Source organism: Streptomyces sp. NPDC048600 (assembly GCF_055587025.1).
Genome location: NZ_JBVJGZ010000022.1, coordinates 111,982 through 123,527 on the forward strand (window position 1 = coordinate 111,982; position 11,546 = coordinate 123,527).

An 11,546-nucleotide genomic window follows, 5' to 3' on the forward strand; every position below is an offset into this window, starting at 1 on the left:
ACCCCTCGGCCACGCGGAGCCCGAGGCCCGACCCGGTCAGAAGCCGTGCCGCACCCCGCCGTCGACGGGGACCATGATCCCGGTCAGATAGGACGCCGCGGGGGACAGCAGGAACGCCGCGGTCCGGCCGAACTCCTCGGGCCGTCCGTAGCGCCGGAGCGGGATCCGCGACTCGTGGGCGGCCCGGGTCGCCTCGGGGTCGGCGGACAGCGCGTCCAGTTCCCGCACCCGGTCGGTGTCGATCCGGGCCGGAAGCAGCCCGACGACCCGGATGCCGCGCGGACCCAGCTCGTCCGACAGCGACTTCGCGAACCCGGCGAGGCCCGGCCGCAGTCCGTTGGAGATGGTCAGCCCCGGAATCGGCTCGTGCACCGAGCCGGACAGCACGAACCCGATCACGCCGCCGGCCTCCAGCTCGGCCGCGGCCGCCCGAGCGAGCCGGACCGCCCCGAGGAACACCGACTCGAACGCGGCCTGCCACTGCTCGTCGGTGTTGTCCGCGACGAAGCCCGGTGGCGGTCCGCCCACGCTGATCAGCACCCCGTCGAAGCCCCCGAAGTGCTCCCGCGCCGCACCGATCAGCTGCACCGCCGCCGCGGGGTCGGCGTTGTCGACGGCCACCCCGACGGCGTCCGGCCCCAGCTCCGCCGCCGCGGCACGGGCCCGCTCCTCGTCGCGCCCGGTGACGACGACCTTCGACCCGTCGGCGACCAGTTCGCGCGCGACCGCGTTGCCGAGTCCGCGCGTGGCTCCGGTGACGACGTACACCCGGTCCTTCAGTCCAAGATCCATGGCCCTATCCTGCCCCTTCGTTCCCGAACAGGGCGAGAGCGGCGTTCACCAGCCCGATATGACTGAACGCCTGCGGGAAATTGCCCAGCTGGCGCGCGCCCACCGGGTCGTACTCCTCCGCCAGCAGGCCCACGTCGTTGGTGAGAGCGACCAGACGCTCGAACAGCTCCCTGGCCTCGGCGCGACGGCCTGTCAGATGCAGTGCCTGCGCCAGCCAGAACGAGCAGGCCACGAACGAGCCCTCGTCGCCCGGCAGCCCGTCGACGGCCGACTCCCGCGTGCTGTAGCGGCGCAGGAAACCGTCTCGGCCCAGCTCGGCGCGCACCGCGTCGACCGTGCCGATCACCCGCGGATCGTCCGGCGGCAGGAACCCGACGTACGGGATGAGCAGCAGCGCGGCGTCCAGCTCGCGCGAGCCGTAGTACTGGGTGAAGGTGTTGCGCCCGGCGTCGTAGCCCTCGGCGCACACCTCGCGGTGCACCTCCTCGCGCATCGCGCGCCAGCCCTCCAGGTCGCCGGGCAGCTCCGGGTGCTCCTCCAGGGCGCGCACCGCGCGGTCGGCGGCCACCCACACCATCACCTTGGAGTGCACGAAGTGGCGCCGTCCGCCGCGCACTTCCCACAGGCCCTCGTCCGGCTGCCGCCAGTTTGCGCGCAGCCACTCGACGAGGGCGGCCTGCAGGGCCCAGCCGTGCGGTTCGTGCGACAGGCCCGCGCGCCGGGCGAGCGACATCGAGTCCATGACCTCGCCGTACACGTCGAGCTGGAGCTGGCGCACGGCGTCGTTGCCGACGCGGACGGGGGCGGAGCGGCCGTAGCCGGCCAGCCAGGGCACCTCGGTCTCGGGCAGCCGGCGTTCGCCCGCCACCCCGTACATGATCTGGAGGTCCGCCGGGTCGCCGGCGACCGCGCGCAGCAGCCAGTCGCGCCAGGCCGCCGCCTCCTCCAGATAGCCGACGGCCAGCAACGCGCCGAGGGTGAGGGTGGAGTCGCGCAGCCAGCAGAAGCGGTAGTCCCAGTTGCGTACGCCGCCCAGTTCCTCCGGCAGCGAGGTGGTTGCCGCGGCGACGACCCCGCCCGTCGGCCGGTAGGTGAGGGCCTTCAGGGTGATCAGGGAGCGTACGACCGCTTCGCGGTGCGGGCCGTTGTAGCGGCAGCGGCCGGACCAGGCCTGCCAGTCCGCGACGCTGGACTCCAGCGCGTCGAAGGGGTCGACCAGGGGCGGGCGCGGCTCGTGCGAGGGGTGCCAGGTCAGCACGAAGGCGACCTTCTGGCCCGCGGCGACGGTGAACTCGGCGTGCGTCGCGAAGTCCTCGCCCCAGGTGTGCACGTGGGGTTCGCTGCGCAGCCACACCGCGTCCGGGCCGGCCACGGCGATGCGATGGCCGTCGGCCTTGCGCATCCAGGGCACGATCGAGCCGTAGTCGAAGCGGATGCGCAGGGTGCTGCGCACGGTGACCCTGCCGCGCAGGCCCTCGACGACGCGGACGAGGTCGGGGGCGCGGTCGCGCTGCGGCATCAGGTCGGTGACCCGCACGGCGCCCTCGTCGGTCTCCCAGTCGGTGTCGAGCACCAGGGTGCCGGGCCGGTAGGCGCGGCGGGTGCAGAGGCCGGCGCCTCTGGGGGCGATGCGCCAGTGGCCGTTGTCCTCGTCGCCGAGCAGCCGGGCGAAGCAGGCGCCCGAGTCGAAGCGGGGCAGACAGAGCCAGTCCACGGAGCCGTCCCGGCCGACGAGCGCGGCGGTCTGTTCGTCCCCGATCAGCGCGTAGTCCTCGATGCGGTGCTGCACGGAGTGCGGGTTCCCGGGTGGCCGGGGAGGCAATCAGGGGAACATCCGGGCGGGTGACGCCGGGGGGGACAGACCACCGGCCCGGTGACGCCGGAGGCGGCCGGACGGGTGGGCCTTGCGACCCAGCCGATCCGTCGGAAGGAAGGAGGACCCTAGACGGTCGCCGGTTCCGCCGGGGCGTTCTCCTCGGTCGTCGCGGCCCGCCGCTCCTTCAGTTCGCGGCGTACCAGGACGATCCAGCCGACGGGCACGCCCGCGCAGAACAGCCACCACTGCACGGCGTACGCCATGTGCGGGCCGATGGCGTCGTGCTCGGGCGCGGGGATCGGCTCGGGGGAGTCGCCGCGCGGCTCGGGCGCGGTCAGCTCGATGTAGCCGCCGAGGACGGGGTCGCCGAGGCGGCGTTCGGACTGCTCGCTGCTGATCAGCATGACCTGGCGGTCGGGCAGGCCCTGGACGTCCTTGATGCCGCTGTCCGCGGTCGTCTCGTCGGGCATCAGCCGCCCGGTGACGGTGATCTCGGCCTTCGGCGGGGCCGGGATCGCCGGGAACTCCGTCTGGGCGCCGTCCGCCGGGATCCAGCCCCGGTTGACCAGCAGGACCTTGCCGTCGTCGAGGACGAAGGGCGTCAGGACATGGAAGCCGACCTTCTCGTCCACGTTGGTACGACGGCGTACGACGACCTCGCGCGCGGTGTCGAAGCGGCCGGTGGCCGTCACCCGGCGGAAGCGGTCGGCGTCGGTCACCTCGGCGCCCGGCGCGGTCAGCGACTCGGCGGGCACGGGCTTCGCGGCGAGCGAGTCGGCGATCACCTTGTTCAGCGCGACCCGGTGCTCATGGCGGTGCAGCTGCCAGAAACCCAGCTCGATCATCGTCGGGACGAGCGCGACGGCGACGAGGGTGAGAATCACCCACTGCCGGGACATCAGGAAGCGGAACACCCCACGACCGTACATCGCGGGCCGTGGGGTGCTGCCAGAGGGGTCCGTTCCGGGGCGGGGTCAGACCCGGTCGACGATGCCCACCCTCCCCTCCGCGCGGGCGCAGTGGGCGCCGCAGTACCAGTGGCCCTCGACCTCGACGCCCTGGCCGATGATCTGGACCCGGCAGTGCTCGCAGATGGGGGCCATGCGGTGGATCGCACAGGAGAAGCAGTCGAAGACGTGCACCGCCCCCTGGGCGTGCACCTCGAAGGTCATTCCGTAGTCATTGCCACATACTTCGCATCTCGCCATGCGCCACAGGGTGAGCGCTGGTGCCCGCGCGGGCGAGCGGGCGGTGGGCGAGTCGCCCGGCAATCACCCGTCCGTACGGCTGCCGCCCCAAGCCCGTCGAGCCGCGCGCCCCACCATCGCCGCGGCTCCGCGCCGGGGTTCCGCTAGCGCCCGGAGGCCCCTTCCGCCGCCGGCTCCACGTCCCGCAGCAGCTGCCCGAAGGCCGCCTCGTCGACCACCGGCGTGCCGTACTGGCGGGCCTTGGCGACCTTCGAGGTGCCGGCGTCGGGGTCGTTGGTCACCAGCAGGCTGGTGAGGCGGGAGACGCTGGTGGCGACATGCAGGCCCGCCTCGACCGCGCGGTCCTCCAGCAGTTCGCGTTCGACCGACGTGTCCCCCGAGAAGGCGACCCGCATGCCCTGTTTGAGGCGTTTGCCGTCTTCGTAGCGGCCGGGGTTGGGGTAGGGGCACGCCGGGCGCTTGCGCGAGGGACGCCAACTGGTGGGCCGGTAGCCGCCGTAGCCGCCCGGCTGCTGTCCGATGCGCGGCGTGGGACGGTCCGTCCACTCCGTCAGCGGGCGGCACTCCTGGAGCGGCAGCCGCACCAGGCCCGCCGCCGCGGCCCGCAGGCTCGGCCGGAACGCCTCGGCCAGCACGCGCGCGTCGTCCAGCGCGTGGTGCGCGCGCTGCTGCACGACGCCGAAGTGCGCGGCCAGCGACTCCAGCTTGTGGTTGGGCAGCGGCAGCCCCAGCTCCTTGGACAGCGCGATCGTGCACAGCCGTTGACGCACCGGCGCCTCGCTCCTCGCGCGCGCGTACTCCCTGGCGATCATCTGCCAGTCGAACACGGCGTTGTGCGCCACGAGGACCCGGTCCGCCAGCCGTGCCGCGAACTCCCCGGCGATGTCGGTGAACAGGGGCGCGCCCTCCAGCACCTCGCTCGTCAGACCGTGGATCCACACGGGGCCCGGATCGCGCTCCGGATTGACCAGCGTGTACCAGTGGTCCTCGACCTCGCCGCGCGCGTCCAGCCGGTAGACGGCCGCGGAGACTATCCGGTCGTCGCGGGCCAGCCCGGTGGTCTCCACGTCAACGACCGCGTATCCCCGGGGATACGCGGCCGGCCACGATGTGGGGGAGGACGCTGCGGTCGTACGGTCTTCGAGCATGGTCACTGAGGATACGGCCCGTGACTGACAGCGCCGTCTCCCAGGTGGCCTGCCGACACGGCCTGTTCGAATCCCATCGGCGGGGCCGCGCCCACGCGGGTCGGTGCGCCGCCCGCGTCCACGCGGCTGCCATCCTCCGGGTGTGACGCAACCGACGCACGACGAGGCCCACGGCGGCTCCCTGGGACAACGGCTCAACTGGCTGCGCGCGGCGGTGCTCGGGGCCAACGACGGCATCGTCTCCACGGCCGGACTCGTCGTCGGCGTGGCCGGCGCCACCGACAGCCGCGCCGCACTGCTCACCGCCGGTCTGTCCGGACTGCTCGCCGGCTCGATGTCGATGGCGGCGGGCGAGTACGTCTCGGTCTCCACCCAGCGCGACTCCGAGAAGGCGGCCCTCGCCGCGGAGAGGCGCGAACTGCGCGAGCAGCCCGAGGCCGAGCTCCAGGAACTGACCGACCTGCTCCACGATCGCGGCCTCTCCCGGGACGTGGCCCGGGAGGCCGCCGTGCAGCTGACCGAACGTGACGCCCTGCGCGCCCACGCGCGCGTGGAGCTCGGTATCGACCCGGACGACCTGACCAACCCCTGGCACGCGGCCTGGGCGAGCTTCCTCGCCTTCACGGCCGGAGCGCTGCTGCCGCTGTTCGCCATCGTCCTGCCGCCCGCCGACTGGCGGCTGACCGTCACCGTCCTGTCGGTCCTCGCCGCGCTGTGCTGCACCGGCTGGAGCAGCGCCCGCCTCGGCGAGGCGCCCCCGGGGCGCGCGGTGGCGCGCAACGTCGTGGGAGGCGCGCTGGCGATGGCCGTCACCTACGCGGCCGGGGCCCTGCTGGGCGCGGCGGGCGTGTGAGCCGGACGGCGGGGCCCTCGGCCTGTCGGGCCGTGGGCGGGGCCCTCGCCCGACCCGGCCCACCGGACCCTTACCCCTGGTAGAACTCCTGGGTAACAACCTCTGGCGGTGGCCCGGCCGTGGCCCTACCGTGCGCTCATGCCGAACCTGCCCGATGTCGTGCTCTGGTCGATCCCCGCCTTCGTGCTGCTCACCGTCGTCGAGATGGTCAGCGTCCGTATCCATCCGGACGAGGACGCGGCGGGCTACGACGCCAAGGACGCCGCGACCAGCGTCACGATGGGACTCGGCAGCCTCTTCTTCGACTTCCTGTGGAAGATCCCGGTCGTCGCCCTCTACACGGCGCTGTACGAACTCACCCCGCTGCGGGTGCCCGTGCTGTGGTGGACCGTGCCGCTGATGCTGCTCGCCCAGGACTTCTTCTACTACTGGTCCCACCGGGGCCATCACGTCATCAGGCTCCTTTGGGCCTGTCACGTCGTCCACCACTCCAGCCGCAAGTTCAACCTCACCACCGCGCTGCGCCAGCCCTGGACCTCCATGACGAGCTGGCCGTTCTACCTGCCGCTCATCGCGCTCGGCGTGCACCCGGCCGCACTGGCCTTCTGCTCCTCGGCGAACCTCGTCTACCAGTTCTGGATCCACACCGAGCGGATCGACAGGATGCCCCGCTGGTTCGAGTCCGCCCTCAACACGCCCTCCCACCACCGGGTCCACCACGCCTCCCAGGGCGGCTACCTGGACCGCAACTACGGCGGCATCCTCATCGTCTGGGACCGGCTGTTCGGTTCCTTCGCGGCCGAGACCGAACGCCCTGTGTACGGGCTGACGAAGAACATCAGCACCCACAACCCGCTGAGGGTCGCCACCCACGAGTACGTCTCCATCGCCAAGGACCTGAGGGCGGCGACCGGTTGGCGCGAGCGCGCCGGGCGCGTCCTGCGGGGCCCGGGCTGGCAGCCCACACCCGTGCCTGCCCACGTGCCCGAGACCGTTTCCGGGGCCGCCCCCGCCCAGGGCCAGGCCTCCGGTGAGTCGGTGACCGCGTGAGAGACCAGCGGGCCCGTCTCCTCCTCGCCGCCTTCGCTGCGGCGGCCCTCGTCGACCTCGGCTCCCTGGCGGCCGGCTTCGACTCCGGGCACGTCGTCGCCAAGCCGCTGCTGATACCGCTGCTCGCCGCCTGGGCCGCGCTGCTCGGCGCACCCCGGCTGCTGCTCGCCGCGCTGCTGTGCGGCTGGGGCGGCGACGTGCTGCTGATGGCCGACGCCGACGCCGCGTTCCTCGCCGGGATGGCGTTCTTCGCGGCGGGGCACGGCTGCTACATCGCCCTCTTCCGCCGTGCGGACACGAGCCGGGCGGACGCGAGCCCGGCGGACGCGAGCCCGGCAGGCACAGGTCCGGCAGGCACGGGCCAGGCAGGCGCGAGCCGGCCACGCGCTCGTGCCGTCCTCCTCGTCCGCCTCTACGCCGTTCCCCTCTACGCCGTCGTCCTCGTCGGCCTCGTCGTCGCGCTGTGGCCCGGTCTGCCGGCCGGTCTGCGGCTGCCCGTCGCCGGGTACAGCGCCCTGCTGACCGCGATGGCCTGCACGGCGGCGCTGCGGCTCGGCGTGGTCGCGGGCGTGGGCGGCGCGCTGTTCATGCTGTCGGACACCCTCATCGCGACCGCTCTCGCCGACTGGCCGCAGCCGCCCCACCCGGACGTCTGGATCATGCTCACCTACATCGCGGCCCAGTACCTGCTGGCCAGAGGCACCCTCGGCGCGCGTGCGACCGCGCCCACGGCGTACGGTGAAGTGCGCTCCGCCACCCTGTGAGCGCACCCCGCAGCCGAGCAGAAAGACCTTCGCCATGCGCGCGACCACCATCCACGCCCCTTACGACATGCGCGTGGAGGACGTGCCCGAGCCCGTGGTGCGGCAGCCCACCGACGCCGTCGTGCGGGTCCTGCGCGCGTGCATCTGCGGCAGCGACCTGTGGGCCTACCGCGGTGAGGCGGCCCGGCAGCCCGGGCAGCGGATCGGGCACGAGTTCCTCGGTGTGGTCGAGGAGACCGGCTCCGAGGTGACCGCTGTGCGCCGCGGCGACCTGGTCGTCGCGCCCTTCATGTGGTCCGACGGCACCTGCGACTACTGCCGCGAGGGCCTGACCACCTCCTGTGTGCACGGCGGCTTCTGGGGCTCGGTCGGCTTCGACGGCGGCCAGGGCGAGGCCGTGCGCGTGCCGCACGCCGACGGCACCCTCGTCGGGCTGCCCAAGGAGGCGGCCTCCGACGAGCACCTGCTGTCCGCGCTGCTGACCCTGTCGGACGTCATGGGCACCGGCCACCACGCCGCCCTCGGCGCGGGCGCCCGGCCCGGCGCCACCGTGGCGGTCGTCGGCGACGGCGCGGTCGGCCTGTGCGCGGTGCTCGCCGCCAAGCGGCTGGGCGCCGAGCGGATCATCGCCCTCGGCCGGCACCAGGTCCGTACCGACATCGCGCGCCGCTTCGGTGCCACCGATGTCGTCGCCGAGCGCGGCGAGGCCGCCGTGGAGGCCGTGCGCGAACTCACCCGCGGCCAGGGCGCGCACGCCGTCGTCGAGGCCGTGGGCACCGAGCAGTCGATGAGCACGGCGGTGAACATCACCCGCGACGGCGGCGCCATCGGCTTCGTCGGCGTGCCGCACGGAAGCGGCACCGGCCTGGACCTCGGCGTCATGTTCGACCGGAACATCGCCCTGCGCGGCGGTGTCGCCCCGGTCCGCGCCTACATCCCCGAGCTGCTGCCGGACATCCTGGCCGGCACCATCGACCCCTCGCCCGTCTTCGACATGACGGTCGGTCTGGAGGGCGTCCCCGACGGCTACAAGGCGATGGACGAGCGCACCGCCCTCAAGGTCCTGGTCACCACCTGACCCCCGGTCGGCCGGGCCGACGCCCCGCCCTCACCAGCGGATCGGCACCGGCAGCGCCGTGAGCAGCCCCGACACCGCGACCACCACGCCCAGCGCGACGACCTCCGCCCGCGCGGGGGAGCAGGCGGTCAGCGGGTCGGCCGCCCGGCGCAGCCGGAACCGCGCCCACAGAGCGAGGCCGGCGACGGCGGCCACGAGCAGCACCTTCGCCAGCAGGGTGCGCCCGTAGGCCGTCGTCGTCAGCTGCTCCAGAACCGTTTCCGCAGGCATCCGGCGCAGCGTGCTGAGCAGCCCGGTCGCGGTCACGCCGGCCAGCAGCAGCACGGCCACGCGCGCGTAGAGCCCCAGCACCGCGGCGCCCGCCGCCTCCCGCGCGCCCCACAGCCGCAGCAGCCGCAGCACGTATGCCAGCCCGCCCACCCACAGGGAGGCGCAGGTCAGATGGACGAGCGTCAGGGCCGAACCGGCCAGCGGAGAGTACTCGGTGACCGGGTGCGCGCGCAGCGCCTCCGCGACCACCACCGCGGCCAGCGGCCACACCTGCCGACCGGGCCGCCGCGACAGGGCGCACAGCCCTGCCACCGCGAACGCGTTGACCTCCAGCAGCGCCAGCTTGCCGTCCCGGGACGCGTACAGTCCGCCCACGTCGATGTCCGCCGGACCGCTCGGCACGAGGTTGCCGGTCGCCACCAGCGAGGCCAGTCCCAGGGCGGCCACGAACCCGGCCGCCGCCGCGAAGGGCGCGGCGCTGCGCGGCCGTACGGCCGGGGCGCCCGGCACCCGGCGGGCCAGCCGATCCACGAACAGCTCGCCCAGCGGCACGGCCAGCGCGGCGAACAGCACGGTGCGCAGCAGCCCGATGCCCCCGATGCCGGGGGCGGCGGCCTCACCGGTGCCGCGCAGCGCGGTGGCGGGCCCCAGCACCGGCACCAGCGCGCCCAGGGTCACCAGGACGAGCACGGCGACGGCCCGGCCCGTTCCGGTGCGCCGCTCGGGGCCGTTCGTGTCCGCCGTGTCGCCGGGGGGCCGTGTCAATGTCACCTCAGGATCTTCACCAGCCGTGGCGGGCCGGGCAAGTCAAGGGAAACATCCGGTGCGACGGCGCGGGGCCGGACGGGGAGATCCCGTCCGGCCCCGAGAGGGAGAAACCGTTCCCCTACTTCGTCACCGCGTCCAGCGCGTTGACGATGCCGAAGCCGTAGAAGCCGTTGTACTTCGGCCCGCCGACACAGGTCGCCTCCGGCGTACCGTCGCCGTCCTGGTCGTAGGGCGCGCCGCAGCCCGGGTTGTCCGCCTGCGCCTTGAGCATGGCCTGGAGGGCCATCGGGGTCGCCCACGGGTGCTTGGACTTCAGCAGCGCGGCGACGGCCGAGGCGTGCGGCGAGGCCATCGAGGTGCCCTGGAGGAAGCCGTACTCGCCGTTCGGCATGGTCGACAGGATGCGCCCGTTCTGTGACGGGGTGTCCGGGATCTGGTACTTCCGGTCACCTCCCGGCGCGGCCACGTCCACGACGCCCATACCGAAGGAGGAGTAGTACGACTTGAGGTTCTGCACACCGGTCGCGCTGACCGTGACGACGCCCGGCAGCTGGGTCGGCACGTCGTAGCAGGTGTGCGGGTCGATGGTGCGCTCGACCGGAGTGGTGTCGTTGGGGCTGGTGTTGTCCAGGATCGCGTCGGCGTCCAGGTCGTGGGCGGAGTTGCCCGCCGAGGCCAGGCTCAGCGTGCCCTTGCTCATGGCGTACTTCTGGGCCCGGTTGACCGCGTCGACGATGGCCTTCTGGTCCGGGTCGTCCATGCAGTTGTACAGCCACGGGTCGACGTAGTAGCTGTTGTTGGTGATCTCCACGCCGCGGTCGGCGGCGAACACGAACGCGCAGACCACGCTCTCCGCGTAGAAGAGGCCGCTGGCGCGGTCGGTGACGTTGATGGCCGACACCTTCACACCCGGCGCGACACCGGCGACGCCGACGCCGTTGCGCGCGGCGGCGATCTCACCGGCCACGTGCGTGCCGTGGTAGTCCTGCGGGGTGTACGGGCGCCACGCGCCCTCGCTGGTGTCCGCCACGCCGCCGTTGCAGTTGGCGGACTGCGAGCGGGAGAAGTTCGGGGCGAGGTCGGGGTGGGTGTCGTCGACGCCGGTGTCGATGACCGCGACCGTGACCTTCGAGCTGCCCGGGTTGATGGCGGCCGCCTTGTCGGCGCCTATCACGCGCAGGTCCCACTGGTCGGCCTCGAGCGGCTCGCTGCCCGGCGTCGCCGCGGCCTCGACCTTCTTGGCCTCGTCGGCGGTCAGGTAGTCGACAGCGCCCTCGTCGGTGGTGCCCGCGGGCGTCAGCGGCGCCGTACGCGTGGCGCCGGCCGACTGCACGCCGTGGGCCGTGCGTATCTGCTTGCCGAAGTCCGGGTTCGACGAGTGGACGACGATCACACCGATCTTGTCGTACGTGATCACGACGGAGCCGCCCGCCGCGGCGATCGCCTTCTTCACCGACTCGATGGTGCGGCGGTCCGACTTCGTGTTGACGACATAGGACAGCTGCGGGCCGTCCTGCGCCTGGACCACGGACTCCGCGGCCGGAGCCGCCGAGGCGGCGGCGGGCAGGAAGCCGAGCGAGGCGGTCAGCGACAACACGACGGGCACGGCCAGGGCGAGTCGGCGTCTGGAAGGCAGATGAGCCATGGGGTCTCCACATCATCCTGAAACGGAACCTGCCCGAGGCACAGGTCGCTCTCGGGCAGGTACATGACGGGGGTGGTGCAAGCCCGAAGCTATCCCCCGAACTCCGCGGCCATCAACGCTCTTGGGCCCGTCGCCCGAGGTACGAGGGTTTTCC

General features: G+C 73.2%; 11 protein-coding genes. 4 read left to right on the plus strand and 7 right to left on the minus strand.

What is annotated here, in order from left to right; genetic code table 11:
- Positions 1-36: 36 nt before the first annotated feature.
- The 5 genes from ACZ6SQ_RS27025 to ACZ6SQ_RS27045 all read right to left on the minus strand — a co-directional run bounded on the left by ACZ6SQ_RS27025 (position 37) and on the right by ACZ6SQ_RS27045 (position 4,964).
- Positions 37-792 carry an SDR family oxidoreductase gene (locus tag ACZ6SQ_RS27025; protein WP_469566442.1) on the minus strand — a complete coding sequence of 252 codons (756 nt, stop codon included), beginning with the start codon at positions 790-792 and terminating at the stop codon, positions 37-39.
- Positions 793-796: 4 nt separating this feature from the next.
- A complete protein-coding gene (locus ACZ6SQ_RS27030; RefSeq protein WP_469566444.1) occupies positions 797-2,581 on the minus strand; it encodes a glycoside hydrolase family 15 protein in 1,785 nt (594 codons plus the stop codon).
- A 152-nt stretch (positions 2,582-2,733) separates the two neighbouring features.
- Positions 2,734-3,522 (minus strand): SURF1 family cytochrome oxidase biogenesis protein, encoded by a 789-nt coding sequence (locus ACZ6SQ_RS27035; protein ID WP_469566446.1) that lies wholly within the window; start codon positions 3,520-3,522, stop codon positions 2,734-2,736.
- A gap of 60 nt (positions 3,523-3,582) precedes the next feature.
- Positions 3,583-3,816, minus strand: coding sequence for a hypothetical protein (locus ACZ6SQ_RS27040; protein WP_307041597.1), 234 nt, complete (start codon positions 3,814-3,816; stop codon positions 3,583-3,585).
- A gap of 143 nt (positions 3,817-3,959) precedes the next feature.
- Complete coding sequence (locus ACZ6SQ_RS27045) at positions 3,960-4,964, minus strand: DEDDh family exonuclease (RefSeq protein WP_469566448.1); 1,005 nt, start codon at positions 4,962-4,964, stop codon at positions 3,960-3,962.
- A 142-nt stretch (positions 4,965-5,106) separates the two neighbouring features.
- Here ACZ6SQ_RS27045 and ACZ6SQ_RS27050 point away from each other — a divergent pair, with 142 nt between their 5' ends.
- From ACZ6SQ_RS27050 to ACZ6SQ_RS27065, 4 genes are all read left to right on the plus strand, one after another.
- Positions 5,107-5,817, plus strand: coding sequence for a VIT1/CCC1 transporter family protein (locus ACZ6SQ_RS27050; protein WP_469566450.1), 711 nt, complete (start codon positions 5,107-5,109; stop codon positions 5,815-5,817).
- A 138-nt stretch (positions 5,818-5,955) separates the two neighbouring features.
- On the plus strand, positions 5,956-6,867 hold the full coding sequence (locus tag ACZ6SQ_RS27055; RefSeq protein WP_469566452.1) for a sterol desaturase family protein: 912 nt from the start codon (positions 5,956-5,958) through the stop codon (positions 6,865-6,867).
- Entirely contained in the window at positions 6,864-7,631 is a 768-nt protein-coding gene (locus ACZ6SQ_RS27060; protein ID WP_469566454.1) for a lysoplasmalogenase family protein, read from the plus strand. Before ACZ6SQ_RS27055 ends, ACZ6SQ_RS27060 begins: the two co-directional genes overlap by 4 nt.
- A gap of 34 nt (positions 7,632-7,665) precedes the next feature.
- Positions 7,666-8,709, plus strand: coding sequence for a zinc-dependent alcohol dehydrogenase family protein (locus tag ACZ6SQ_RS27065; protein WP_469566456.1), 1,044 nt, complete (start codon positions 7,666-7,668; stop codon positions 8,707-8,709).
- A 30-nt stretch (positions 8,710-8,739) separates the two neighbouring features.
- On the opposite strand, the gene ACZ6SQ_RS27070 is transcribed toward ACZ6SQ_RS27065, so the two are convergent.
- Both ACZ6SQ_RS27070 and ACZ6SQ_RS27075 read right to left on the minus strand, forming a co-directional pair.
- The gene (locus ACZ6SQ_RS27070) at positions 8,740-9,750 is read right to left on the minus strand and encodes a CopD family protein (protein ID WP_469566458.1); all 1,011 of its coding nucleotides are present in this window, start codon (positions 9,748-9,750) and stop codon (positions 8,740-8,742) included.
- Positions 9,751-9,865: 115 nt separating this feature from the next.
- Positions 9,866-11,392, minus strand: a complete 1,527-nt coding sequence (locus ACZ6SQ_RS27075; RefSeq protein ID WP_469566460.1) for a S8 family peptidase — start codon at positions 11,390-11,392, stop codon at positions 9,866-9,868.
- Positions 11,393-11,546: the final 154 nt, after the last annotated feature.

Bases quoted from the DNA above. Each gene is read 5' to 3' on its own strand.
- ACZ6SQ_RS27040 (WP_307041597.1), bottom strand. From the start codon at position 3,816: ATGGCGAGATGCGAAGTATGTGGCAATGACTACGGAATGACCTTCGAG.
- ACZ6SQ_RS27055 (WP_469566452.1), top strand. From the start codon at position 5,956: ATGCCGAACCTGCCCGATGTCGTGCTCTGGTCGATCCCCGCCTTCGTG.
- ACZ6SQ_RS27065 (WP_469566456.1), top strand. From the start codon at position 7,666: ATGCGCGCGACCACCATCCACGCCCCTTACGACATGCGCGTGGAGGAC.
- ACZ6SQ_RS27075 (WP_469566460.1), bottom strand. From the start codon at position 11,392: ATGGCTCATCTGCCTTCCAGACGCCGACTCGCCCTGGCCGTGCCCGTC.
- ACZ6SQ_RS27025 (WP_469566442.1), bottom strand. From the start codon at position 792: ATGGATCTTGGACTGAAGGACCGGGTGTACGTCGTCACCGGAGCCACG.
- ACZ6SQ_RS27045 (WP_469566448.1), bottom strand. From the start codon at position 4,964: ATGCTCGAAGACCGTACGACCGCAGCGTCCTCCCCCACATCGTGGCCG.